Origin of the sequence: Pseudomonas sp. P129 (assembly GCF_020312195.1) — a bacterium.
GTDB classification, from domain to species: domain Bacteria; phylum Pseudomonadota; class Gammaproteobacteria; order Pseudomonadales; family Pseudomonadaceae; genus Aquipseudomonas; species Aquipseudomonas fragariae.
In genome coordinates this window covers 193,345-219,239 of the sequence record NZ_JAGPYS010000005.1, presented here as the reverse complement: position 1 = coordinate 219,239, position 25,895 = coordinate 193,345, and the positions used below count along the sequence as shown (strand labels likewise).

Here is a 25,895-nt window from a genome sequence, read left to right as displayed (position 1 = left end):
ATTCGCCCCTTTCCTTTCATCGGAGGCTGCAAATGTCCGCATTCACTGGCTTGTCGCTGGTCATCGAACCCAACGATCTGCTTGAGCGTCTAGACGCCCCGGAACTGATCCTCGTGGATCTGACCAGCAGCGCTCGCTACGAAGCCGGGCACATTCGCGGTGCCCGCTTCGTCGATCCGAAACGTACACAACTGGGCACGCCTCCTGCCCCCGGCCTGCTGCCCGACACGGCCGGTCTTGAGCAAGTGTTCGGCGAGCTGGGCCACAACCCTGACGCCGTCTATGTCGTCTACGATGACGAAGGCGGCGGCTGGGCCGGGCGTTTCATCTGGCTGCTGGATGTCATCGGCCACAGCCGTTATCACTATCTGGACGGTGGACTGCTGGCCTGGGAAGCGCAATTGCTGCCGCTGAGCACCGACGTGCCGCCTGCTGCCGATACTCCGGTAACGCTGACGCTGCACGATGAACCTACCGCCACGCGCGAGTACCTGCAAAGCCGTCTGGGCGCCGCCGATCTGGCGATCTGGGATGCCCGCGCGCCGACCGAGTATTCGGGCGAAAAAGTGGTCGCGGCCAAAGGCGGCCACATACCCGGCGCCGTCAACTTCGAGTGGACGGCGGGCATGGACAAGGCGCGCAACCTGCGTATTCGCCAGGACATGCCGGAGATCCTTCGCGACCTGGGCATCACGCCTGACAAGGAAATCATCACGCACTGTCAGACCCATCACCGCTCGGGCTTCACCTATCTGGTGGCCAAGGCGCTTGGCTATCCAAGGGTCAAGGCATATGCCGGCTCGTGGGGCGAATGGGGCAATCACCCGGATACACCGGTAGAACTGCCGGATGTGGCCGCCGCGCCCGTTGAGGTTGCGCAACCCGTAGAGCCTGCCCAGCCAGCCCCGGCCGAAACCGTCGAACCGGTCCGCGCCACCGAACCGGGACGGACCTCACAGAAATATTCAGGACACTCATCCTCAGGACCTTCAATGAAAGACCGCTTGTTCATCATCAGCCAGTACCTGCTGCCACACCACCTGCTGTCCCGACTGGCAGGCTGCGTTGCCGAATGCCGCGTACGCTGGTTCAAAAACGCTTTCACTGCGTGGTTTGCCCGCCGTTATCAGGTGGACATGTCGCAGGCACTGGTCGAAGACCTGACGTCCTACGAGCACTTCAACGCGTTCTTCACCCGCGCATTGAAAGCTGACGCGCGCCCGCTCGATGCCACGCCGGGCGCGATTCTCTCGCCGGCCGACGGTGCCATCAGCCAGTTGGGCCCTATCGACCACGGCCGGATCTTCCAGGCCAAGGGCCACAGTTTCAGCGTACTGGAACTGCTTGGCGGCGACCCCAAGCTGTCGGCGCCGTTCATGGGCGGCGAGTTCGCGACCGTCTACCTGTCGCCGAAGGACTATCACCGCGTTCACATGCCACTGGCCGGCACGCTGCGTGAAATGGTCTACGTACCGGGCCGCATCTTCTCGGTCAACCAGACCACCGCTGAAAACGTACCCGAGCTGTTCGCCCGTAACGAGCGAGTGGTCTGCCTGTTCGATACCGAGCGCGGACCAATGGCAGTGGTACTGGTGGGCGCGATGATCGTGGCGTCTGTCGAAACGGTATGGGCCGGACTGGTCACACCGCCCAAGCGTGAATTGAAGACGTTCAGCTACGACGAAGCGGCGCGTGCGCCGATCCACCTGGAAAAAGGTGCCGAGATGGGTCGGTTCAAGCTGGGCTCTACCGCCATCGTGCTGTTCGGTCCAGGTCAGGTGAAATGGGCCGAACAACTGACGGCCGGCTCCAAGGTTCAAATGGGCCAGGCACTGGCCGTTCCGGCACAGGCATGATCGCGACCTGAGCCTCGATGCATGAGTGCCCGATGATGGATATTGGCACTCATGCAGCATGCCGCCGGACGATAATGGCCTCCGGCCATAATTGCTGCGAACCGATGTCGATACTGGTAAAGTCGTCCGCTCGATTCTGTAGGATACTTCGCACTTTCATGGGCGTATGCTCGGCATATCGCGGGTGCGCGATAACCTCGACCCCCCTATGAAGCCATCGTCCAGGCCAGTGAGTTGTTGGAGTTTGTCTGTCACATGAGTAATTTTAGCCTCCCTCTGCTATTGCGTGCGCCCACGCCGACGCAGTCGAGCCTGACATTCAGTGAAGCCAATCCCCGCGACCTCAAGCGCTGGATCTCCAGACTGCCCAAGGCAAACCTCGGAGAAATGGCGCGCCAGCTCTATCAGGGGCTGACCGAGCTGAACCAGTTGATCACCCCGAGCGAAAACCGCCTGCAATTGCTTGAATTGCTGCGGCCCGAGGTGTACTTCGTCTGCAAGCACCTTGAACGCCACTTTCTCAATCAGGCCATTGTGCTGGACGAGCGACCACGCAAGGTGGCCAACCTCTGCCAGGCACTGCAAAACCATCTGGCGACCGGTTACAAGCAAATCATTCAGCAGGTCGCCCCGCGCTACACCCGAGACCAGGCCGGGCTGTTCAGCACCGCACTGCAACGAGCAGTGCACGGGCTCAACGGGCCGCTGATTCGCGCCAACCAGCTTTACTGTCCCGTTCAGGACGGCCTGTGGCTCGAGCTGCACCAGATTTATCAGATTGCCCGTCAGTACCAGTTGCACAACACACCGGTCGAAGAGCCCCTGGCCCATCACAGCAAAGTGCTGAGCGTGGAACAAACCTACGTGATCGCGCTGCTGATGGGCTGCTCGCGCTGCAATCAGATGCGCCAACTGAACATCGGCAAACTGGCCGATGCGCTGGAGGCCTGGAGCGCGCTGGTAAAGCTGCAGTCGCCTGCCACGCAAAGCAGCCTCTTCGCCCTGGACCCGACGGCAGACAAACCGCCGCTGTATCGCACCCTGTTCAGTGACGAACAATCACCCCGGCTGCTGGGCATCAATACCTTGGCGCTGGCGGAAGCGATCAATCAGTACCTGGCCCTGCCGGACGACCAGCGCACGCCCTCACCGCTGCTGATCCCAACCGGTATCAATACCGACCTGCTGCAACATCTGGCGGTCGCCTGGGGTGATGTGGCCGAACGCACCTTTCAACGTACGCCCGGTCAGGGCACGCTGAGATTGTGCATCGGCATGAGCGCGCTGCATTTCTATGTCGCTGGCCAGAAGTCGTTCAGCGAGCTGCTGCAATTGAACAGCGCCACCAGTGCAGCGAGCTTTTCGTTGAAGATGGCCAATGATGACGCGGACGATCCGTGGGCCTCTGCCTTCGATACTCAGCGTGGCAAGACCTCATCCGTTCTGCTGCCCTACGAAGAGATTGAATACCCGAAAAACGACGGCGACAGCGACTCGCTGTCCAACAACCAGCACACGTTTCCGACCTTCGACCTGAATATCGTCAACCACAGCCCGGGCGGTTACTGCCTGGCGTGGCAGAAGGACGTGCCTCAACAGTTGCAGGCTGGCGAACTGGTGGGCATTCAGGACGACGCAGGACAGGGCTGGAGCGTTGCCATCGTACGCTGGATCCGTCAGGTACGCAGCGGGGGCACACAGATGGGCATCGAACTGATCGCCCCGTTTGCCCAGCCGTGCGGCATGCAACTGATTCGCGAACAACAGAACAGCCAGTACCTGCGAACCCTGATGCTGCCCGAAGTACGCGCCATGGAAAAACCGCCCACCGTGCTCGCACCGCGCCTGCCTTTTCAGGAAGGCAGCATGGTGATGATCAACGTCAACGGCGAAGAACGCCGCGCTTCACTGAGCAACCGGCAGGTCAGCAGCGCCAGTTACAATCAGTTCGAGTATCAGATGTACGACGCACCGAAAGCCGCCGAGATCGAAAAGGGCAGGCCGGATCAGGAATTCGATTCCTTGTGGGGCACGCTGTAGCGATCATTGCGGCAGCCGTCGCGATTGCCCCTCGCCATCAGGAGCAGACCACGACGGCCTGAGCGTCAGCGCTTTCCCTCGCGGTCGCGCAAGCCCAGCAGATACAGCACGCCATCGAGCCCCAGCGTCGAAATGGCCTGTTTGGCCGATTGCTTGACCAATGGCTTGGCGCGAAACGCTACACCCAGCCCGGCAATCGCCAGCATCGGCAGGTCATTGGCACCGTCGCCGACCGCGATGGTCTGCTCCAGACTCAACCCTTCCTTGTGGGCCAGTTCGCGCAACAGATCGGCCTTGCGCTGCGCATTGACGATCGGCTCGACCGCTACGCCGGTCACCTTGCCGTCAACCACTTCCAGCTCATTGGCGAAGACATAATCAATGCCCAGCTTTGCTTGCAGCTGCTTGGCAAAATAGGTGAAGCCTCCCGACAGAATCGCCGTCTTGTAACCCAGCCGCTTGAGCTCGGAGAACAGTGTTTCAGCACCTTCGGTCAAACGCAGGGACGCGCCGATTTCATCCAGCACACTCACGTCGAGGCCCTTGAGCAAAGCCAGACGTTCCTTGAAGCTTTCGCTGAAATCCAGTTCGCCGCGCATGGCACGTTCGGTAATCTCGGAAACCTGCTCGCCGACGCCTGCGGCCTTGGCCAGTTCGTCGATGACTTCGGCCTCGATGAGGGTCGAGTCCATGTCGAACACCGCCAGGCGCCGGTTGCGGCGGAACAGCGAGTCCTGCTGGAACGCGATATCAACGTCGAGATCCTGGGCGACCGCGAGAAATTCGGCCTGCATGGCTTTCGGGTCGGCGGGCTCGCCGCGCACGGTGAACTCGATGCAGCCCTTGCCCTTGTCAGCCGGGGTGTCGAGCGGCATGCGACCGGACAACCGATCGATCTGATCGATATTCAGCCCGTACCTGGCAGTGATGGCGCTGACGCGCTGCAATTGCTCGGCCGTGACTTTGCGAGTCAGCAGCGTAACGATGTGGCGCGCCTTGCCCTGACCTTCGACCCAGTGTTGATAGTCGGTTTCGGACACCGCAGTGAAACGGACTTGCTGATCCAGTTCGTAGGCGGTGAACAGGATGTCCTTGAGCACCGAAGATCCCTGTACGGTATCCGGAATTTCAACCAGGATGCCGAACGACAGGGTGTCATGGATCACCGCCTGACCAATATCGAGAATGTTCACGCCACCCTGGGCGAGGACGCCGGTGATGGCTGCAGTGAGACCGGGACGGTCGACACCGGTGATGTTAATCAGGACGATTTCGCGCAAGGCGCACCCCCGCAGTGGAAAAAAAACGCATTCTAACCACATTCAGTGACCACCGGGCACAGGCAGCGCTTTGCCGCCACTGGGTCGCTCGTTATACTGCGCGACAACTTCACCGAAAGAGCCGTGCTCTGTGAACCGGCCCACGCCCGTTAAAACCGATAATTTCTTCCTGCTCATCTTTCGTGCCCTGCGTCATCGCCGTGTACCGATCGCTTTGCGCATTGCCAGCCATAACGTGATCCTGGTCGCTTTGGCGCTGGTGATCTACGCCGGAGTCATGGGCCTGCAGTTCAAGCAGGCCATGCATGAACAGGCTGATGCGCTGGGGCAGGCCCTGACCACCCAGACCGCCACCTCGGCTACCGAGCTGTTGGTGTCCAACGACATCCTCAGTCTCAACGTGCTGCTGGGCAATCTGGTCAAGAATCCGCTGGTCGCGCATGCGGCTATCTACAGTGTGGATAACCGCATCCTCGCGGAGGCCGGCCAGCGCCCGAAAAACGGGCTTCTGGGGGAAGCTCAGGGCCTGTATGAAATCAAGATCACGTTCCAGGACGTGATGGCGGGCCATCTGCGTATCAGCCTCGACATGTCGCAGTTCCAGCAGCCGCTGACCATCAGCCTGCAGAGCATGGGCATTCTGGCCGGTATCCTGCTGGCCCTGGCGCTGGCCCTGAGTCTGCGCCTTGGCCGCCACATCTCCACGCCACTGATGCAGATGCGTATCTGGCTGCGCGATATCGACCCGTACACACCCGCCACTGATCGCCAGGATGAAATCGGTGATCTGGCGCGGCAGTTGCGCACCTCGTTCGCGCCGCCGGTGCCGGAGCCAGAACCGCTGCCCGAGCCCGAGTATGACGGCGAGGAAGACGACAGCGAAGATCCGTATCTGGAGCCGGAAGAGAAGCCTGCGCCAGTGGTTTCAGCTCGTAGCAGCGAAGCAAAACCGCGCTTGCCGGCACCACCGGTGCAGCGCCGCATCGTTGCCGAGGAAGATGAAGACGACGATGAGGATCCGTTCGCCGATCTGCGCGACCACTCGGACAACTCACCAGCCGTTCGCCCGGCGGCTGCCTCGGTAGCGCCGGTCGAGCCGCACAACAGTGCAGTGCTGGCCGTGCAGCTGGGTGCACAGGATCAATTGCGTCGCCTGCCGCGTGCACGCCTTACCGAATTGCTGCAACGCTACCGCGACTGCCTCGATCAGGCCGCCTCGCTGTATGAAAGCGAGCTGCATACGCTGAATGACGGCAGCACGCTGATGCTGTTCCACAGTCACGAAAGCGGTGATGACTACCTGACCAACGCGATCTGCTGCGGCGAGCTGTTGCGCGCACTCAGTCATGCCTTGCAGATCGAGGTGGCCGATAGTGGCATCACCTTGCAACTGCAACTGGGCCTGACGCTGGGTGAAGGCTTGAGCGGTCTGAGCCAGATCGATCTGTTGCTGACCGAAACGGCGCAGGACGCACTGGCGCTGTCTCAGCACAGCCGCAACCTGCTGCTGGTCGAACGCCGCATCAACGACGATCCGTTGATCCGCCAGCGCGCCCGCATCCGCCCGATCGCCAGCCCGGAAGGTGCCTGCTGCGTAGAACGCCTGATGGAGCCCTACCCGTCGATGCTCGAGCGCCAGCTGGCGCGCATGCACGAATCCAACAAGGCCTGATCCTCTCCTCCGCTCACGCTTGAAGTGAGACGCTTGTGCCCATGCTCTGCGTGGGCATATCGCTCTGAATGCTCCGCATCCGATACTGACCAACCTGTCCCGGTGCAAACAGATGACGCAGAGCGTCATGACCGGCATTCCCACGCGGAGCGTGAGGAACGATAGGTGTCCGCAAGATCACCACCTGGCCCGGCCCCAGCGCGGGCATGCCGCACCGGGGCGTGAGGAGCGATAGGTGTCCGCAAGATCACCACCTGGCCCGGCCCCAGCGCGGGCATGCCGCACCGGGGCGTGAGGAGCGATAGGTGCCCGCAAGATCACCATCGTGCCCATGCTCCAGCGTGGGCATGCCGTTCTGGACGCTCTGCGTCCTATCCTGACTGTGCGAAGCGTCAGGAACGCCGAGGTGTGGGAACCAGAGATGAGCGCCCAACAAAAAGCCCGCATCGCTGCGGGCTTTTTGTTGGGCCAATCCTAGAAGCGGAACACTTCAAGATCGGTGCGTATGGGGGAAGCCAGCGGAATTCTTGGCTTGTCAGGCTCTTTGGCCTTGGCGACAGGCGTTTTTTTCGGCTCATCGAGCGCCTGCCAGGAAATCGGCTTGATCGCCGTGCTGACCTGATCAGCGAGGCGCTGCAACAGCATGCCCTGGGCCTTGACCTGATCGGCAGAGCTGCCAGCATGGACTTGTTCCAGGTGAACCAGTCGGCTGTCACGGACATGGCCCTTACGGTCCAGAAGACGCCATTGCGCATCCAGTACCGCAGGCTGCTTGGCCCCGGAGTCCAGACGGGTGATGGACAGCACGACCTGAACATCGGGCGTGAAACTGGCCGTCGCAGGCGCCATGACGACGCGCTGGCTGTCGAGCTTCCAGGCCAGCTGACGCAAGAGCAACTGATCTATATCCGAAGACAGGTTGCCCGCCCAGCGCCCATCGGACGAAGCGGTCAAGGTCCCGTCAGGCTGGCGTTGCAGCAGGGTTTCGCGTTGCAGATAGTCGGCCACCGAAACAGGACCCAGCAAAACTGCCAGACCACTACTCTGTTTCGGCTGACCAGGCTCACCACTATCGAGCTGATAAAGCGCGGTCGGCTGGCGCACACTGCAACCAGCCAGACCCAGAACGCCAGTCATCAGCAGGATCAAGGGAAGGCGTAGAAAATTCATCATCCCATCCAGGTGGCCGTCCAGAGACAGGCCACAGTATAAGTACTTTCAAGACCCATGCAGGCACTGAGCCACGCATGCACCCCAAGACCCCATATCATCCGTGAATATGCACCATGACTCCAGCGATTATGCATCGTACTTCATGGCAAAACGAAGAACCTTGGTGCCAGATCAATGTTTTCAGCTATTTTCCACCAATAATGCATCGACCCTCTGGAAGCCCCTTGGCAGTTTATTGCCACGTCTGCCGCGCTCCCCCTTGTAATGTTCGAGGTCTTCAGGTTTCAGCGACAGCGTTCGTTTGCCCGCCTGAAGTACCAGCGTAGCGCCTTGTCCGATCACCGCAAGATCGGTCACATACTCTTCACGACTGGCCACCCGCTCGCCCGGAATGCCAATGATCTTGTTGCCCTTGCCTTTGCCCAACTGCGGCAAATCGCTGATCTTGAACACCAGCAGGCGGCCTTCGGTGGTCACCGCCGCCAGCCAGTTCTGCTCACGATCAGGCACAGGGCGAGGCAGGATGACTTTCGCCCCGGCCGGCAGGCTCAGCAGCGCCTTGCCCGCCTTGTTCTTGGCTTGCAGGTCTTCGCCTTTGACGACAAAACCATAACCGGCATCCGACGCGATCACGTACAACGCATCATCTTCCGGCAGCAATACGCATTCGAAGGTCGCACCCGGTGGCGGTTGCAGCTTGCCCGTCAGCGGCTCGCCCTGGCCCCGCGCGGATGGCAGGGTGTGGGCGGCAACCGAATAGCTGCGCCCGGTCGAGTCGATGAACACGGCGAACTGATTGGAGCGGCCGATGGACGAGGTCTTGAAACCATCCCCGGCTTTATAAGAAAGCCCGGTCGCATCGATGTCGTGGCCCTTGGCACAGCGTACCCAGCCTTTTTCCGACAGCACGACAGTCACCGGCTCGGTGGGCATCAATTCGTTTTCAGACAGCGCCTTGGCTTCGGCACGGGCAACGATGGGCGAACGACGCTCGTCGCCATAGGTTTCAGCGTCGGCAATCAGTTCGGCACGCACCAGCTTGCGCAGCTTGGACTCACTGCTCAACAGCGCCAGAAGCTTGGCCTGCTCTTTGCGCAGGGCATCCTGTTCGCTGCGCAGCTTCATCTCTTCCAGGCGCGCCAACTGACGCAGACGGGTGTCGAGGATGTAATCGGCCTGAATTTCCGACAGATCGAAACGCGCAATCAGCTCCGCCTTCGGATGCTCGGCGGTACGGATGATGTGAATCACTTCATCGAGGTTCAGGTAAGCCGTGAGCAAACCGTCCAACAGGTGCAGACGATGCTCGACCTTGTCCAGACGGAATTGCAGACGGCGACGCACCGTACCGATGCGGAACGTCAGCCATTCGCCGAGCAGTGTCTTGAGGTTCTTGAGCTGCGGCTTGCCATCCAGACCGATGATGTTGATGTTCACCCGGTAACTGGATTCCAGCTCGGTAGTGGCGAACAGGTGCTGCATCAGCTCGTCCAGCTCAACCCGATTGGAGCGCGGGATGATCACGATACGGCAAGGGTTTTCGTGGTCCGACTCGTCGCGCAGGTCGGCAACCATCGGCAGTTTCTTGGCCTGCATCTGCGCGGCGATCTGTTCCAGCACCTTGGCACCGGAGACCTGATGCGGCAGTGCGGTGACGATAATGTCGCCATCTTCGATACGGTAAACCGCACGCATGCGCACCGAGCCACGCCCGGTCTCGTAGATTTTCAGCAGGTCGGCACGCGGCGTGATGATTTCCGCTTCGGTCGGATAGTCCGGCCCGAGAATGTGCTCGCACAGCTCCGGAACCGTAGCCTTGGGATCGTCCAGCAGACGAACGCAGGCACTGGCGACTTCGCGCAGGTTATGCGGCGGCACATCGGTCGCCATACCGACGGCAATGCCGGTGGTGCCATTGAGCAGGATGTTCGGCAGACGTGCCGGCAACACCGCGGGTTCGTCCAGCGTGCCGTCAAAGTTCGGCACCCAGTCAGCGGTGCCCTGACCCAGTTCACTGAGCAGGACTTCCGAGTAGCGCGACAGACGCGCCTCGGTGTAGCGCATGGCGGCAAAGGATTTGGGATCATCCGGCGCACCCCAGTTGCCCTGCCCGTCCACCAGCGTGTAGCGATAGCTGAACGGCTGAGCCATCAGCACCATCGCCTCGTAACAGGCCGAGTCGCCGTGCGGGTGGAACTTGCCGAGCACGTCGCCGACGGTACGCGCCGACTTCTTGTGCTTGGCGTCGGCACCCAGGCCCAGTTCGCTCATCGCGTAGATGATGCGTCGCTGAACAGGCTTCAGGCCGTCACCGATATGCGGCAAGGCACGGTCCATGATCACGTACATGGAGTAGTTGAGGTAGGCCTGTTCGGTGAAGTCCGCCAGTGATCGGCGTTCTACACCATCCAGGCTGAGGTCAAGGGAGTCGCTCATGCGGGCCTCATCATTTCGTTGACTGGCGCAGCAGCAAATTGCCGCCACGCTGTGTGAATTCGAGTTGTTTCATTGCGCTCATACCCAGCAGCACCTGTTCACCGTCCAGACCGGGTGCCACCAGGGCACGCACATTGGTCAGGACGATATCGCCCAGTTGCAAGCGGTCAAGCGTGGTTCGAAAACCCTGACTGTTACCATTGGCCGTACTGACCGTGACCGGAAAGCCACGCTTGAGCCCCAGGCGGTCAGCCATATCACCGGGTACGGCCACATCGGTCGCCCCGGTGTCGATCATGAACTCCGCTGTCCGGCCGTTGATCTGGCCTGTCGTGACGAAGTGCCCCTGTCGATTGCCTGCCAGCTGCACTTCTATATAGCCGTCACCGTGTTGCGAGGTGACCACGGCGTTGGGATTCTGCTGCCGGTCTTCCCAATCGCCGAAAAAGCGCGTCGCGAGAAACAGACCGGCCGCCCAAGCCATGATCATCAGCACCTTGCCAGCGCGCTTGCCGGGCTGCACGTCGCTCACTGCCCGGCACTCCAGCCCGCCTCAGGCGCAGCGAAACGCCAGACGATCGGGCGTTTCTCACCGTCGGCACGCACACCGAAATTATTGTCGATGCCGATCCACGCGCCCTTCTCGTCCACCACCAGTGCCTCGGTCAGCCCGTAGGGTTGATCGTAACGACGCGACGGCACCATGGCTTCCTTGGCGAACGACCAGCAACGCTCGACCTGCCCGGTTTCGAGATCACGCCGACAGATGCGATACACCGCACGTTCCAGCGTGAACAGCTTGCCGTTGTACAACGACACATCAGAAAAATCCGTCGACACCTTTTTGCTGCCCTGCTCCGGCGGCAACGCGTCCAGACCGGACTCGGACAGCAGCACGCAGCTTTGCCCGCAGGTCCACTGCTCCTTGTCGCGTTGCACCACCAGCAAGCCGCGCTTCTCGCGTTCGGCCGCCAGCCAGAGACGGTCGCCTGCCGGACTGACGGCAATCCCTTCGAAAATCGCGTTGAAACGCTGCAACATGCCCTGAGCCCGCGCCTGATCCACCAGTTCCTTCGGCAAATCCAGCCAGAACGGTTTGCCACTCACCGGAACCTTGAGCACCGTGCCATAAGCCTCGCTGACCAGATAGCGATTGCCGGCTGCATCACAGCTGACACCCTCGAAATCCAGACTACCGCCGCGTATCAGCGCGGAAAGCCCGGCCATGAAACGCAACTTCAACGGCAGATAGCTTTGTGGCGCAGGTGCGTCAATATGATGTGACTGAGCCTTCCAGGTGTCTTGCGACACATCCAGGCTGTACAGCACATCGTCGTCACGGTCGGACACGGTCCACAACTGGCCATTGCACATCGCCAGACCTGACAGATTGCCACCCGCCATGTCGTCCACCGGATGCTCGGATTGCAGCTTCAGGGCCTCGAGTGGCGCAGCGACAACCGGCGCGGCAATCAGGATCAGGGCGGCGAGCCAGGCTCGTATCAAGTCAGGACCTCGGCAAGGTTGCCCTTGGATTCGAGCCAGGACTTGCGATCACCTGCACGCTTCTTAGCCAGCAACATGTCCATCATTTCCGACGTGGCTGCGAAATCATCCAGCGTGAGCTGCACCAGGCGCCGGGTGTTCGGGTCCATGGTGGTTTCGCGCAACTGCGGCGGGTTCATTTCACCCAGGCCCTTGAATCGGGTGACCTGCGGCTTGCCACGTTTCTTTTCAGCGACCAGACGGTCAAGGATCCCGTCACGCTCGGCTTCGTCCAGCGCGTAGTAGATTTCCTTGCCGAGGTCGATCCGGTACAGCGGCGGCATGGCGACGTACACATGCCCGGCGTCAACCAACGGGCGGAAGTGCTGCACGAATAACGCACACAGCAGCGTCGCAATGTGCAGACCGTCCGAGTCGGCGTCAGCCAGGATGCAGATCTTGCCGTAACGCAACTGGCTGATATCGGCTGCGCCGGGGTCAACCCCGATGGCCACGGCAATGTTGTGGACTTCCTGACTGGCGAGCACTTCGCCGCCATCGACTTCCCAGGTGTTGAGGATTTTGCCGCGCAGCGGCAGGATCGCCTGGAACTCCTTGTCGCGAGCCTGCTTGGCGGAACCGCCGGCAGAATCACCCTCGACCAGAAACAGTTCGGAGCGTGCCGGGTCCTGTCCGGCACAGTCGGCCAGCTTGCCCGGCAATGCCGGCCCTTGGGTGATGCGCTTGCGCTCGACCTTCTTGCTCGCCTTGAGGCGCCGACCGGCGTTGTTGATCGCCAGATCGGCCAGTTGCAGGCCCAGCTCGGAGTGCGTGTTGAGCCACAGGCTGAACGCATCCTTGACCACGCCGGAGACGAACGCCGCCGCTTCACGGGACGACAGACGTTCCTTGGTCTGCCCGGAGAACTGCGGCTCCTGCATTTTCATCGACAGGACGAAGGCAATGCGTTCCCAGACGTCTTCCGGGGCCAGCTTCACACCACGCGGCAACAGGTTGCGGAACTCGCAGAACTCGCGCATGGCATCCAGCAAACCCTGGCGCAAGCCGTTCACGTGGGTGCCGCCCTGCGCGGTCGGGATCAGGTTGACGTAGCTTTCCTGAACGCTGTCACCCCCTTCGGGCAGCCACAGCAGCGCCCAGTCGACCGCTTCCTTGTTACCGGTGAAGCTGCCGCAGAACGGCTCGTCCGGCAGGCGCAGGAACTCGGTGACCGAGTCCTGCAGGTAGGAGCGCAGGCCGTCTTCGTAATGCCACTCGACTTTCTCGCCGCTGGATTTGTCTTCGAAGCTGACCAGCAGGCCCGGGCACAGAACTGCCTTGGCCTTGAGCACATGCTTGAGACGGCTGACAGAAAACTTCGGTGTATCGAAATACTTCGGATCGGGGGCGAAATAGACGCTGGTCCCGGTGTTGCGCTTGCCGACGGTGCCGACGACCGCCAGTTCGGTGGCCTTGTAGCCGTCAGCGAAGGTCATCTCATATTCGTTGCCATCACGCTTGACCCGCACCCGAACCTGAGTGGACAGCGCGTTGACCACGGAAATGCCCACGCCGTGCAGGCCGCCGGAGAACTGATAGTTCTTGTTGGAGAACTTGCCGCCTGCGTGAAGCTTGGTGAGGATCAGCTCGACGCCGGACACGCCTTCTTCCGGGTGGATGTCCACCGGCATGCCGCGGCCGTCGTCGGACACCTCGAGCGAATTGTCGGCATGAAGGATGACCTGTACCGAACGCGCATGGCCGGCCAGGGCTTCGTCGACGCTGTTGTCGATGACTTCCTGAGCCAGGTGGTTGGGCCGCGAGGTGTCGGTGTACATGCCCGGACGTTTACGAACCGGATCGAGGCCCGAGAGGACTTCGATGGCGTCTGCGTTATAAGAGCTAGCGCTGGGATTGGCCATGGGTTCTCGATATCAATCTTTCATGGAATTTCGGGGGTTCAATGTTCTTGCATTCATGTGACCGGGCATCGATCACCTACAGCGCCGACAGATCGATCTTCTGCAACAGATCGGGGGCAAATCCGGCAACGGTCAGCAGTGCTGGCATGTGCTCGGCAAAGCCCTGAAAGCTGTGGTCGCCGCCCGCCTGAATACGCAAGGCGCAGTTGCGGTAAAACTTCTCGGCACGACGATAATCGAGCGTCTCGTCACCGGTCTGCAACCACACCTGAAACTGCTGCGGATCCTGCGGCGCGGGTACCTCCAGCTCGGCCAGCGCCCGAATATGGTCTTCGGTCAACTGCCACTGCTCGCCGGTGTACAGGTTCTGTTGCACGCCGAGAAACCCGTCGAACAGCTGATGCGGATTGACTGCCGGGTTGATCAGCACCGCCTTGAGGCCGTGCCGCTGCGCCAAATGAGTCGCATAGTAGCCGCCGAGGGAGCTGCCGACCAGTAATGGCCGTCCCAGCGCCGTGATGGCCGCTTCAAGCTGGAGCATGGCCTGACGCGGATGGTGATGCAGTTCAGGGACTTGCAGACGATCAGCCAGACCCAGGGACTTCATCAGCGCGCTCAACTGACAGGCCTTTCTCGACAGGGCCGAGCTGTTCAAGCCATGGATGTATAGCAGTGAAGGTGTATCGCTCGTCACGCTGTCGCTCCCGGGTGCAAGGCAAAGCCGTGTAGTTTACAGGGACTTACGCTACAGCACCTCACCGGAAACGTATCCGCCTGCCCGATCAATAGCCGGTGCCGCCGTAATCGACCTCGAATTCCAGGCCGACCACTCGGGAAACAGCCGTTTCCAGCCGTCCATCGTCGTGCAGTCGCAGCCAGCGATAGCCCGGCGCCGTGGTGTCCACCTTGAAATCGGCACTGCCCGGGACGAACTGAATACAGGTCGAGGGCGACGCCAGCAGGCGCACACCGTTACGCATCTGGTCGAACTCCTGATGCACATGCCCCCACAGTATGGCGCGAACCTGTGCAAAACGATCGAGCACAGAAAATAACGCATCGGCATTGCGCAAGCCGATCGGCGCCATCCACTCACAACCAATAGCGACCGGGTGATGGTGCAAACAGATCAGATGATGCCGATCAGGCGCTTCGCTCAGCGACTGCTCCAGCAACTGCAATTGCGTGTCCGCGAGAAAACCCGGCACCGAACCAGGCACCGCCGAATCCAGCAGCGTCACCCGCCACTGACCGATGTCCACCACAGGGTCGAGCAGCCCATTGTGCTGCGCAACCTGCTCCATCTGCGGCAGTTCGTCGTGATTACCGGCGAACCAGCGCGCAGGCGCATCGATCCGCCCGCTGATCCGACGAAACGCTTCGTAAGACTCGACGCTGCCGTCTTGCGAGATATCGCCGCTGGCGACCACAAGATCGATGTGTGGCTGCTCGGCCAGCACTCGATCAACGACTTTTTCCAGACTGTCGCGGGTGCTCATACCCAACAACGCACCGTCCGCCTCGGCGAACAAGTGGCTGTCGGACAGCTGGACCAGCAAAACTGACGACGAAAGGGCTGCGCTCGGCAAGACCGTCTCCCAGAGAGGATTCAGCGCGATTATGTGATGCGGCAACGGGCGGGTAAACCGGGAATGTGCGTACGGACGAGCATTTGGTCACATTTGCTGATTCGCTCGGTGCTTGAGCACAATTGAAGCAATAAGTCCGGCCGAAACCATGCCTGCCAGTCCCGCACCCAAGAGATAGCTCAACACGCGCTCATAAGGCATTCCGGGCCAGAGATATCCCGCCAGCAAAAGCTCCAGGGCAACACCAAGAATCATTCCTGCCAATCCAGCCAGATGAACGATCCACGGCATGAGCCTCAAAGACAGAATACCGATGACCGCTCCGATAATGGCCATATACAGCGAGTGCTCCCCACGCAGAGTGCTGCCTGTCAGGATTATCAGTCCGACATATAGGAGAAGGCCGAAGATGAGTCCAGTGAAACCACCAATCAAAGCCCGATAGATAATCATCGCCATCTCACTGGACAATTGGTAATCATGGATTCCCGAGAGCCGCCAGCACTGAAAATCTCTTCGACATAAGAAACACAATTATTGGGGATGCCAAACCAGTGCCACGGCTTGGCGCTAAGCTCCTCAAGCTTGCGCTGCGCCGCATCGGGCTCGGTCAGAAGTATTCTTCGACGGAACAGCTCTGTTTTCGAGGATTCATTGAGATAACGCCTGTAATCAGTTTCACTCATAAAGTACGGCCGTTCGGCCAACCCGGCAATATGAAAATAAAACTCTCCCGCTTTCAACAAGGCATGCCCACAGATATTCGGGCCGTCACCGCTTACTACTACAAGCCATGTGTCGTACCAGTTGAAAGGCACAGCCCGACAATGATTCAGATGGCTCCCTAAATAGCTCATTCGTTATGCCTGTAAATGAAAGTCATGGCGAATGTAAGCCATGGAATTTCAAATTCAAGGACACGCTGCTCGCTTTGAATATATTCAGACACGACCTACATGCCTGAGGCATAAACACTGACGGCCAAAGTCATTCACAACTGAATAAATAGGTCATGAGGCCGGTCGAGATAAAAAATTCAGAATTGCGAATAGATCAGCGCACCGCCTCAAACTCATGCCCACACGCCAGGCAGTGACTCAGCCATTCGCCCAGAAACAGGTTGAGCTGGGCTTTTTCATCCGGCTGGTGCATGTCGGCATTGGGGTAGGGATAGATGCCGCGAAAGCGCCTCGCGTGTTCGGCGCCGATGACTTCGGCCATGCGTGCGTCGTGATAGACCTGTACTTCGAGCTTGGGCACCGGTAGCCAGGGCAGGCTGTGTTCCTGGCGGACTTGCAAGGTGGTGGTGTACGGGCAGTCGAGCAACACTTCGACGGCCAGTACGCCCAGCATCTGATCACCCTGGGTAACGGCGACGCGGCGTGAGCGCTGTTCGTTGCGCATGTCGGGCAACAGGCGCATCAGGCGCGCGTAGTTGGCCTCGCACGCAGCCTGCAGTCCGGCAAGATCGACACGGTAGCGCTCGCGCAATAGATTCACGACCATAAACCCCTTATCTCGGCACGATTCAGCGCCAGCCATTGCAAGGCGATGATCGTCGATGCGTTCTTGATTGTTCCGTCTTTCATCGCCTGCAATGCGTCATCGAATGACCAGACTGTTACCCGGATGTCTTCACCTTCGGCCTCCAGCCCGTGCAAGCCGCCCGCCCCTTCACTGCTGCAACGCCCCAGAAACAGGTGAACGAACTCGTCGCTGCCACCCGGCGAGGGGAAGTATTTGGTGATCGGCCACAGCGCTTCGAACTTCAGCCCAGCTTCCTCCTCCGCCTCGCGATGAGCAACTTCTTCCGGCTGCTCGTCCTTGTCGATCAGACCTGCGACCAGTTCGACCAGCCAAGGGTTGCTGGTCTTTTTCATGGCGCCTACACGAAACTGCTCGATGAGCACCACTTCGTCACGTTTGGCGTCATAAGGCAGCACGCAGACGGCGTCGTGGCGAACGAACAGTTCGCGGCTGATTTCCTTGCTCATCCCGCCGGCGAACAATTCGTGGCGCACATGCAGCTTGTCCAGCTTATAGAAGCCCTTGAAGCAGTTTTCACGCTTTATGGTTTCAAAAGCGCTTGGTGCAGATCGTGTGGTCTGGGTCATGGGTTTCTCGCTGGCCGCCGTGTTTGACATCGGGCCATCCTAACGCGCATCGGCAGTCAGATGCAGCCCCCTTGAAGATGCAGGGTAGACGGCCGGGACTTAAAACAATTCTAATCTGCCATGATCGAACCGAAGACGTTGTCTACAGTCCAACCAGCCTGCATACGTACAACGCAACCGCCTTTACTGACACTGCCAAGGATCAACATGTCGTTATTGAGGATCACTTCACTGGCTTGCCTGGCCCTGTTGCTCGGCGCCTGCCAAAGCCTCTTCACGCCCAACATGCGCACCCCGCTGCAAGTCCAGCGCGATGCTTCCGAGCTGATCAAGCCGGGCTGCACCACGGCCGACTGCCCGTTGGTGAACATCGATACCGTGCATTTCCCCGATGAGCCGCGACTGGACGCCATCGTTCAGAAGACGTTGCTGCAACTGACCGTTGCCGATAGCAGCGCATCGCCACCTGCGTCGATCAAAGCCTATCAGGAACAGTTCCTGAGTCAGGCCCAGGGTCGCAACGCCAGCTATCTGCAGGCCAAGGTACGCGAGCAGCATGACGGTATCGTAGTGGTCGAACTGTCCAGCTATCTGGAGACCGGCGGTGCCCACGGAAACCCGGGTCGGGCGTTCATCAATTATTCGCGTCAGCAGCAGAAAGTCCTGACCCTGGCAGACATGATCATCCCGGGCAAGGAAAGCGAGTTCTGGCAGAAAGCCCAACTGGCCCACCAGGGCTGGCTGGTATCGACCAAGATGAATGAAGACAGCGAGTTCATGAAGACCTGGCCGTTCAAGCGCACGCCCCACATTGCGCTGACCTACGGTGCAGTGATCCTCAAGTACTCGGTCGATACCATCGCGCCGTATTCGATGGGTCACATCGAGCTGAAAATTCCTTATCCTCAGCTCAATGGCATCCTCAAGCCGGAACTGTTCCCCGGCCGCGGTTGATCGCACCGCCGATCAGCAGTTGCAACACGCCAGCGACAATGAGCGCTGGCAGTGTTGCGCCCACTTCCGGATAAAGATTGGCCAGCAGGTGGTAGGTGCTGAGCCCGCCGAGCCACGCCAGCAGGCTCATCCAGCGCAAACCGCCCTCCGCTGCCTGACCACTGCGACCACGCAGGATGAAATGGTCAACCAGCACGACGCCGAACAGTGGCGCGAATACCGAGCCGATCAATAACAGAAAGTTCTGATACTGCGCCAGCGGTGCCAGACAGGCGATCAGCGTACAGATCACGCCAATCACCAACGCCAGATGCTCGACCTTGATGCGTGACAACAGAGCACTGGAGACTGCAGCCGAGTGAATATCGGCGAACGTATTTTCCGTCTCGTCCAGCAGAATCAGGAGCAGCGGGATACCCAGACCTGCGCCGGCCAGTGCCAGCAGCAAGGCATTGACCTCGCCGCTCGGGGCGAACGCCAGGGTGTAGGCGACGCCCAGGCTCATCAGCCAGAAGTTGCCGATGAAAAAGCCCGCAGCCGTGCTGCCGAAGACACTTTTCGCGCGTTGCCCGAAGCGTGAGTAGTCGGCAATCAGCGGCAGCCACGACAGTGGCATGGCGATGGCAATGTCGAACCCCGAGGCAAACGGCAGCGAGCCATCGCCGGAGGTTGCCCACAGCGCGGTCAGATCAGCCTTGGCCAGCAGGTTCCAGGTCAGCCATGCACACGCCGTCAAGAGTATCCACAGGCCCCACTTGCGCAGAAACCGGCGCACGAAGGTCAAGGGTCCGCTGACCGCCAGCAACGTGGCCAGTGCGCCGAAAAGCAGCGTCCAGAGCAGCGGACTGCTCCACAGGCTGCCCTCTGCAAAGGCCCGCGCGCCGAGCAGACTGGCTGCGTCGCGCATGACGATGATCTCGAACGCCCCCCAACCGATCAGTTGCAGCAGGTTCAAGACCGCTGGCAGCGACGCGCCCTTGCTGCCCAGGCTGAGCTTGAGCGCGGCCATGGACGACAGGCCGGTATCGCTGCCGATCACGCCAACGCTGGCGAGCAGCAAGACGCCCGCCAGCGTGCCGAGGAAAATTGCCAGCATCGAGCCGGACATGCCCAGCCCCGGTGCCAGCAAGGCACCGGTCTGCAACACCATCAAGCCGATGCCGAGGGAAAACCACAGGGAAAACAGATCCCGCCCGCCGAACACACGCTGGCTGGCGGGGACAGGGGTATCGGGAGAATAGGTGCCGGGTGTATTCACAGGGGTGTCTCGTGTGGGAAGTCAAGGAACCGGGTGAAGCCGCACTGCACCCTCAGAATCGGACGCAGAGCGGGCTTCTGGCCGAAGGCCGTAGGAGCGAACTTGTTCGCGAAAGGGTCGTTACATCCGCTGAAGATGTATCGCCCGGAATAAAGCTTTCGCGAACAATGCGGATCGCCGCCCCGGTCGCTCCTACGCCCTTCGGGCAGAAGCGTGCTCTGCGTCCGATGCATCGCTATGCACAAGTCCGCTTCTGATTCTGGCCGAAGGCCGTGGGAGCGAACTTGTTCGCGAAAGGGTCGTTACATCCGCTGAAGATGTATCGCCCGGAATAAAGCTTTCGCGAACAATGCGGATCGCCGCCCCGGTCGCTCCTACGCCCTTCGGGCAGAATCAAAGCGGAACTGTGTATAACGACGGGCTATCGCCCTCTACACCTTCTTGTACAGCTGACTGCCCTCCTGCTTGAAGCGCTCGGCCTGTTCGGCCAGGCCCTTGGCGACGTCGACGTCTACCGCATCGATGCGCTGATTGGCGGCGTACTCGCGGACTTCCTGAGTGATCTTCATCGAGCAGAATTTAGGCCCGCACATGGAGCAGAAATGCGCGACCTTGGCCGAGTCCTTGGGCAGGGTTTCGTCGTGGTACGAACGCGCGGTGTCCGGGTCCAGGCCGAGGTTGAACTGGTCTTCCCAGCGGAACTCGAAACGCGCCTTGCTCAACGCGTTGTCACGGATCTGCGCACCCGGATGACCTTTGGCAAGGTCCGCCGCGTGGGCCGCGATCTTGTAGGTGATGATCCCGGTTTTGACGTCATCCTTGTTCGGCAGCCCCAGATGCTCCTTGGGCGTGACGTAACACAGCATGGCGCAGCCGAACCAGCCGATCATGGCCGCGCCGATGCCCGAGGTGATGTGGTCGTAACCCGGCGCGATGTCGGTGGTCAGCGGGCCCAGGGTGTAGAACGGCGCTTCGTCGCAGCATTCCAGCTGCTTGTCCATGTTCTCCTTGATCAACTGCATCGGCACATGGCCGGGGCCTTCGATCATGGTCTGCACATCATGCTTCCAGGCAATCTTGGTCAGTTCGCCCAGCGTTTCCAGCTCACCGAACTGCGCCGCATCGTTGGCATCGGCAATCGAGCCAGGACGCAGGCCGTCGCCCAGCGAGAAGCTGACGTCGTAGGCCTTCATGATTTCGCAGATGTCTTCGAAATGGGTGTAAAGGAAGTTTTCCTTGTGGTGCGCCAGGCACCATTTGGCCATGATCGAACCGCCACGGCTGACGATACCGGTGACACGCTTGGCGGTCAGCGGCACGTAACGCAGCAGCACTCCGGCGTGGATGGTGAAGTAATCGACGCCCTGCTCGGCCTGCTCGATCAGCGTGTCGCGAAACAGCTCCCAGGTCAGGTCCTCGGCTGCACCACCCACTTTTTCCAGCGCCTGATAGATCGGCACCGTACCGATCGGCACCGGCGAATTGCGGATAATCCACTCGCGGGTTTCGTGAATGTGCTTGCCGGTGGACAGGTCCATGACCGTGTCCGAGCCCCAGCGGATACCCCAGGTCAGCTTGGCCACCTCCTCTTCGATGGAAGAGCCCAGTGCGCTGTTGCCGATGTTGCCGTTGATCTTCACCAGGAAGTTGCGGCCGATGATCATCGGCTCAAGCTCGACGTGGTTGATGTTGGCCGGGATGATCGCGCGGCCCCGGGCAATCTCTTCACGCACGAACTCGGCAGTGATTTCCTTCGGAATGCTCGCGCCAAAGCTGTGCCCGGCATGTTGCTGGGTCAGCAGACCTGCGGCGCGGGCTTCCTGAAGCTTCATGTTCTCGCGGATGGCGACGTATTCCATCTCGGCGGTAATGATGCCCTTACGCGCATAGTGCATCTGGCTGACGTTGGCACCGGCCTTGGCCCGGCGCGGGTTGCGCACATGGGCAAAGCGCAGCGCGGTGAGTTCGGCATCGCTCAGGCGTTGCTGGCCGAAGTTGGAACTCAGGCCCGGCAGACGCTCGGTGTCATTGCGCGAGTCGATCCATGGCGAGCGCACGTCAGCCAGGCCTTTGCGCACGTCGATGATCACATTGGGGTCGGTGTAGGGCCCCGAGGTGTCATAGACCGTGACCGGGGCGTTGATCTCGCCGCCAAAGTCAGTCGGGGTGACATCCAGGGTGATTTCGCGCATCGGCACGCGGATGTCCGGGCGCGAGCCCTGAACGTAGATTTTCTGCGAACGGGTAAACGGCTGTACCGATCCGGAATCGACCTGCGCCGACTCGCTCAAATGGGCTGCGTTTTTTGCTTTTATACTCATCACGGCTCTCCAGACATCCAGTTGCGGATTTATTGTCGGAGTGACCTGACATGACGGACGGGTGCACCAGTGCTGGTGCTGAGTAGCGAAAGGAGGCGAAACTGTTCATTATTTGAACAATCGACCCCGGACGGCACTCAAGAGGACTCGCCGGGAGACGAGAAATCTTGTTCCCTACGCAGGCGCTAACCTGATCAGGTTCAACGGGATCCGGTTTAACCGATCTCAGCCTCATAGCAAGGCACCCCGACAAGAACGCGGTCAGTCTATGACGGGGTGCGGTCGCAATGCCAGCCTATTTGCACAGACCTCGATAAATGGCGTAAATCGACGATTGTTGCCAAAAGCGTCTGGCTCTACACTCCCTAGCCCGGTTTCTCTTCAACCCGAACTGTAATTATTTTCTTCATGAACAGGGAATGCCTCATGTTGCGCAAACTTTCGTTGGTCGTGGCTGTTTCGTTTGCGTCCAGCGGGTTGACCTGGGCAGCCGAATTGCCGATGCCAACGCAGACAGGGCTGTTGAGCGTTTATCAGCAGGCCGTGGACAACAACGCCGACCTCGCGGCCTCGCGCGCCGATTACGATGCGCGCAAGGAAGCCGTGCCGCAGGCCCGCGCCGGTTTGCTGCCGAACATTTCCGGCAGCGCCCAGAACAGCAGCACCCGCACCAGCATCGATCAGCCCAGAGCCGTGGCCAGCCGCAGCGGCAACCTCTACCAGGCCACGCTGAGCCAGCCGATCTTCCGCGCCGACCGCTGGTTCCAGTTGCAGGCTGCCGAAGCGAGCAACGAACAGGCGGCACTGGAGCTGTCGGCTACCGAGCAGAATCTGATCCTGCAATCGGCACAGAGCTATTTCAGCGTACTGCGTGCACAGGACAACCTGGCTTCGACCAAGGCCGAGGAAGCGGCCTTCAAGCGCCAGCTGGATCAGGCCAACGAGCGCTTCGATGTCGGCCTGTCGGACAAGACCGATGTGCTGCAGGCGCAGGCCAGCTATGACACGTCACGCGCCAGCCGACTCATTGCCCAACGTCAGGTCGAGGATGCCTTTCAGGCGCTGGTGACGCTGACCAACCGCGAATACAACTCGATCGAAGGCATCGTGCATACCCTGCCGGTGCTGGCGCCGACGCCCAACGATGCCAAGGCCTGGGTCGATACTGCCGCGCAGCAGAACCTCAACCTGCTGGCCAGCAACTACGCGGTCAATGCCGCCGAAGAAACCCTGCGCCAGCGCAAGGCCGGACACGCGCCGACGCTCGATGCCGTGGCGACCTATCAGCGTGGCGATAACGATGCACTGGGTTTCAGCAACCCCAACTACACCGGTCGCAATTACGGCGGCGACGTCGAGCAGCGCAGCATTGGCGTGCAGTTGAACATCCCGATCTACAGCGGCGGCCTGACCAGCTCGCAGGTACGCGAAGCCTATGCGCGCCTGAGCCAGAGCGAGCAGCGGCGTGAAAGCCTGCGTCGTCAGGTGGTGGAAAACACCCGCAACCTGCATCGCGCGGTGAATACCGACGTGGAGCAGGTCCAGGCCCGCAAGCAGTCGATCATTTCCAACCAGAGCGCGCTGGAAGCCACAGAAATCGGTTATCAGGTCGGCACCCGCAACATCGTCGACGTGCTGGATGCGCAACGCCAGCTGTATGCCTCGGTGCGTGACTACAACAACACGCGTTACGACTACATCCTCGACAACCTGCGCCTCAAGCAGGCAGCAGGCACTCTGAACCCGGGCGACCTGCAGGACCTGTCGCGCTACCTGAAGGCCGACTACAACCCGGACAAGGACTTCCTGCCGCCGGACCTGGCGACTGCTGCGCAGAAGAACTTCGAGCGACCTGCAAAGCGCTGAGATGGCTGGCCGCCCCGGATGCTCTGCGCCCGACTTCAAGTCATGCAGCGCGACGCAGATTTGTGACGCGGAGCGTCACCCAAGGCATTCCCACGCTGGAGCGTGAGGAACGATAGGCGTCTGGGCGAGCGTGAAGAGCGTGAAAAAAGCAAGGTGTCTGGAAGAACACTATCGTGCCCATGCTCCGCGTGGGTATGCCGTTCCGGACGCTCTGCGTCCTCCCGATTCAGCGCCTGCCCATCAACCGCCCGATCCCGTCGAGCAGGCGTTGCAGCGCGCCCTGATTGGCCTTCATCACCGCAAGCCCGGCATCAGCCATGTTGCGCGCCTGCTGCGGCTGGTCGAAAAGGCCCTGCACGGCGGTGGCCAGCGCTGCTGCATCATTGACCTCTTGCAACGCACCGGCCTTGCGCAGCAGGGCGGCGATCTCGAGGAAGTTGAACAGGTGCGGGCCGCTGAGCACCGGCATGGCCAGCGCCGCAGGCTCCAGCAGGTTGTGCCCGCCGTTGGGCACCAGGCTGCCGCCAACGAAAGCGATGTCAGCCAGCGCATAGAGAAACAGCAATTCCCCCATGGTATCGCCCACCAGCACCGAAACATCCGCTGTGACAGCCTGCGCGGTTGAGCGTCTTACCGTCGCAAAACCCTGCTGCTGACACAACGTATGCACGCTGTCGAAACGCTCGGGATGACGCGGCACCAGAATCAGCAGCGCATCGGGGTGACTGGTCAGTAACGTGCGATGAGCCGCCAGCACGCTTTCATCCTCGCCCGCATGCGTGCTGGCCGCGATCCAGACCGGCCGCTGCGTGGTCTGCCATTGTTCACGCTGCTGGGCGGCACGCTGCAGAAGTTGCGGGTCGATACTCAGGTCGAACTTGATCGAGCCGGTCACCGCCACGCACTCGGGACGTGCGCCCAGATCACGAAAGCGCTGCGCCTCAGCCTCAGTCTGCACTGCGAACCAGGCCATTTCCGCGAGCATCGGTCGCGTCAGCCCGGCAAAACGCGCGTAACCCCGCGCCGAACGCTCCGAAAGCCGGGCATTGGCGAGCACCACGGGAATCCCGCGCAGGAAACACTGATGGATGTGGTTGGGCCACAGTTCGGTTTCCATGATGATGCCCAGCCGTGGCTGCACCTGATCGAGAAAGCGAGCGGCCGCCCACGGCAGGTCGTAGGGCAGGTAGCAATGCTGAATCCGCGGCTCGCTGGCGAACAGCGCCTTGATTCGCTCCGAACCTGTGGGCGTCATGCAAGTCACAGTGATCGGCAACTGCGGATATTGCACCAGCAGCGAGCGAATCATCGGCGCGGCGGCGATGCTTTCACCCACCGACACCGCATGCACCCAGATACCGCCCCGCTGCATGACCGGCAAGCCGCGGGCAAAGCGCTCGCCAATGCGCTGGCGATACGCAGGGGCCTTGCGCGCACGCAACCAAAGGCGCAGGGCAACCAGTGGCAGGCCGAGATGAAACAGTACGGTATAAAGAGTTCTATTCATGGGCGCGGAGTTTATCAGCCCGCCATCACAAGTCGCTAGAATGCGCAGCCTGACGAAAAGGAATGCACCATGAACGCTTATTACCTGTTGGCTATCGCCGTTTGCGCGGAAGTCATCGCCACCACGTCCATGAAAGCCGTGAAGGGGTTCAGCACCCCGCTGCCCCTGGTGCTGTTGATTACCGGCTATGCGATCGCGTTCTGGATGCTGATTCTGGTGATGCGCACGATCCCGGTGGGCATCACTTACGCCATCTGGTCGGGCATGGGCATTGTCATGGTCAGCATCGCGGCGTTCTTCATCTACGGCCAGAAACTCGACCTGCCCGCGTTGTTGGGCATGGGCATGATCGTGGCGGGCGTGGCGGTCATTCAGCTGTTCTCGAAAACCGCCGGGCATTGAAAACCCGATCCTTTATAATG

Annotated in this window: 21 protein-coding genes, 1 pseudogene and 1 riboswitch; of the genes and pseudogenes, 7 read left to right on the top strand and 15 right to left on the bottom strand. The window is 60.5% G+C overall.

What is annotated here, in order from left to right; genetic code table 11:
- Positions 1–32: 32 nt before the first annotated feature.
- The 3 genes and pseudogenes from KBY02_RS14735 to KBY02_RS14725 form a co-directional block, all read left to right on the top strand.
- A pseudogene (locus tag KBY02_RS14735) lies at positions 33–845 on the top strand (rhodanese-like domain-containing protein); the annotation flags it as partial.
- Positions 846–992: 147 nt separating this feature from the next.
- On the top strand, positions 993–1,856 hold the full coding sequence (asd, locus tag KBY02_RS14730) for an archaetidylserine decarboxylase (protein ID WP_024640312.1): 864 nt from the start codon (positions 993–995) through the stop codon (positions 1,854–1,856).
- A 255-nt stretch (positions 1,857–2,111) separates the two neighbouring features.
- Complete coding sequence (locus tag KBY02_RS14725; protein WP_024660841.1) at positions 2,112–3,896, top strand: hypothetical protein; 1,785 nt, start codon at positions 2,112–2,114, stop codon at positions 3,894–3,896.
- 65 nt (positions 3,897–3,961) lie between these two features.
- Here KBY02_RS14725 and serB read toward each other — a convergent pair whose 3' ends face one another.
- Positions 3,962–5,176 (bottom strand): phosphoserine phosphatase SerB, encoded by a 1,215-nt coding sequence (gene serB / locus KBY02_RS14720; protein ID WP_003402884.1) that lies wholly within the window; start codon positions 5,174–5,176, stop codon positions 3,962–3,964.
- Between the two features lie 130 nt (positions 5,177–5,306).
- Between serB and KBY02_RS14715 the strand changes: the two genes are divergently transcribed.
- Complete coding sequence (locus KBY02_RS14715) at positions 5,307–6,848, top strand: HAMP domain-containing protein (RefSeq protein ID WP_003402883.1); 1,542 nt, start codon at positions 5,307–5,309, stop codon at positions 6,846–6,848.
- 474 nt (positions 6,849–7,322) lie between these two features.
- Here the strand turns inward: KBY02_RS14715 and KBY02_RS14710 are convergent, their stop codons facing one another.
- From KBY02_RS14710 to KBY02_RS14660, 11 genes are all read right to left on the bottom strand, one after another.
- A complete protein-coding gene (locus KBY02_RS14710; protein ID WP_024641182.1) occupies positions 7,323–8,018 on the bottom strand; it encodes a membrane integrity-associated transporter subunit PqiC in 696 nt (231 codons plus the stop codon).
- Between the two features lie 183 nt (positions 8,019–8,201).
- Positions 8,202–10,457 (bottom strand): DNA topoisomerase IV subunit A, encoded by a 2,256-nt coding sequence (gene parC / locus KBY02_RS14705; RefSeq protein WP_011266486.1) that lies wholly within the window; start codon positions 10,455–10,457, stop codon positions 8,202–8,204.
- Positions 10,458–10,467: 10 nt separating this feature from the next.
- Positions 10,468–10,947: a TIGR02281 family clan AA aspartic protease gene (locus KBY02_RS14700; RefSeq protein ID WP_161633373.1), complete on the bottom strand. Its 480-nt coding sequence runs from the start codon at positions 10,945–10,947 to the stop codon at positions 10,468–10,470.
- Between the two features lie 38 nt (positions 10,948–10,985).
- On the bottom strand, positions 10,986–11,963 hold the full coding sequence (locus tag KBY02_RS14695) for an esterase-like activity of phytase family protein (RefSeq protein ID WP_003402876.1): 978 nt from the start codon (positions 11,961–11,963) through the stop codon (positions 10,986–10,988).
- Positions 11,960–13,864, bottom strand: a complete 1,905-nt coding sequence (parE, locus tag KBY02_RS14690; protein ID WP_003431952.1) for a DNA topoisomerase IV subunit B — start codon at positions 13,862–13,864, stop codon at positions 11,960–11,962. The genes KBY02_RS14695 and parE overlap by 4 nt, the downstream gene beginning before the upstream one ends.
- A 76-nt stretch (positions 13,865–13,940) precedes the next feature.
- Entirely contained in the window at positions 13,941–14,558 is a 618-nt protein-coding gene (locus tag KBY02_RS14685) for a YqiA/YcfP family alpha/beta fold hydrolase (protein WP_024641181.1), read from the bottom strand.
- An 88-nt stretch (positions 14,559–14,646) separates the two neighbouring features.
- Positions 14,647–15,453: a 3',5'-cyclic-AMP phosphodiesterase gene (gene cpdA, locus KBY02_RS14680; protein ID WP_032625612.1), complete on the bottom strand. Its 807-nt coding sequence runs from the start codon at positions 15,451–15,453 to the stop codon at positions 14,647–14,649.
- A gap of 87 nt (positions 15,454–15,540) precedes the next feature.
- Positions 15,541–15,906 (bottom strand): hypothetical protein, encoded by a 366-nt coding sequence (locus KBY02_RS14675; protein WP_096127110.1) that lies wholly within the window; start codon positions 15,904–15,906, stop codon positions 15,541–15,543.
- Positions 15,903–16,310 (bottom strand): hypothetical protein, encoded by a 408-nt coding sequence (locus tag KBY02_RS14670; protein WP_016567051.1) that lies wholly within the window; start codon positions 16,308–16,310, stop codon positions 15,903–15,905. Before KBY02_RS14670 ends, KBY02_RS14675 begins: the two co-directional genes overlap by 4 nt.
- 196 nt (positions 16,311–16,506) lie before the next feature.
- Positions 16,507–16,959: a DUF1249 domain-containing protein gene (locus KBY02_RS14665; RefSeq protein ID WP_024652407.1), complete on the bottom strand. Its 453-nt coding sequence runs from the start codon at positions 16,957–16,959 to the stop codon at positions 16,507–16,509.
- Positions 16,950–17,567, bottom strand: coding sequence for an NUDIX domain-containing protein (locus tag KBY02_RS14660; RefSeq protein WP_024660513.1), 618 nt, complete (start codon positions 17,565–17,567; stop codon positions 16,950–16,952). The genes KBY02_RS14665 and KBY02_RS14660 overlap by 10 nt, the downstream gene beginning before the upstream one ends.
- Positions 17,568–17,774: 207 nt before the next feature.
- Between KBY02_RS14660 and KBY02_RS14655 the strand changes: the two genes are divergently transcribed.
- Positions 17,775–18,521 carry an RsiV family protein gene (locus KBY02_RS14655; RefSeq protein WP_003402864.1) on the top strand — a complete coding sequence of 249 codons (747 nt, stop codon included), beginning with the start codon at positions 17,775–17,777 and terminating at the stop codon, positions 18,519–18,521.
- Here KBY02_RS14655 and cytX read toward each other — a convergent pair.
- Both cytX and thiC read right to left on the bottom strand, forming a co-directional pair.
- Positions 18,490–19,779 carry a putative hydroxymethylpyrimidine transporter CytX gene (gene cytX / locus KBY02_RS14650; RefSeq protein ID WP_024660514.1) on the bottom strand — a complete coding sequence of 430 codons (1,290 nt, stop codon included), beginning with the start codon at positions 19,777–19,779 and terminating at the stop codon, positions 18,490–18,492. The two genes, KBY02_RS14655 and cytX, sit on opposite strands and share 32 nt — an antisense overlap.
- A gap of 431 nt (positions 19,780–20,210) precedes the next feature.
- Positions 20,211–22,100, bottom strand: a complete 1,890-nt coding sequence (gene thiC / locus KBY02_RS14645; RefSeq protein ID WP_024660515.1) for a phosphomethylpyrimidine synthase ThiC — start codon at positions 22,098–22,100, stop codon at positions 20,211–20,213.
- A 154-nt stretch (positions 22,101–22,254) separates the two neighbouring features.
- Positions 22,255–22,359: riboswitch (TPP riboswitch) on the bottom strand.
- Positions 22,360–22,526: 167 nt separating this feature from the next.
- Between thiC and KBY02_RS14640 the strand changes: the two genes are divergently transcribed.
- Positions 22,527–23,966 carry a TolC family outer membrane protein gene (locus KBY02_RS14640; RefSeq protein WP_011266478.1) on the top strand — a complete coding sequence of 480 codons (1,440 nt, stop codon included), beginning with the start codon at positions 22,527–22,529 and terminating at the stop codon, positions 23,964–23,966.
- A gap of 226 nt (positions 23,967–24,192) precedes the next feature.
- Here KBY02_RS14640 and waaA read toward each other — a convergent pair whose 3' ends face one another.
- A complete protein-coding gene (gene waaA, locus KBY02_RS14635) occupies positions 24,193–25,473 on the bottom strand; it encodes a lipid IV(A) 3-deoxy-D-manno-octulosonic acid transferase (protein ID WP_024660275.1) in 1,281 nt (426 codons plus the stop codon).
- A 69-nt stretch (positions 25,474–25,542) separates the two neighbouring features.
- On the opposite strand from waaA, the gene KBY02_RS14630 reads away from it, so the two are divergent.
- Positions 25,543–25,875: an SMR family transporter gene (locus KBY02_RS14630; RefSeq protein ID WP_003346798.1), complete on the top strand. Its 333-nt coding sequence runs from the start codon at positions 25,543–25,545 to the stop codon at positions 25,873–25,875.
- Positions 25,876–25,895 lie beyond the last annotated feature (20 nt).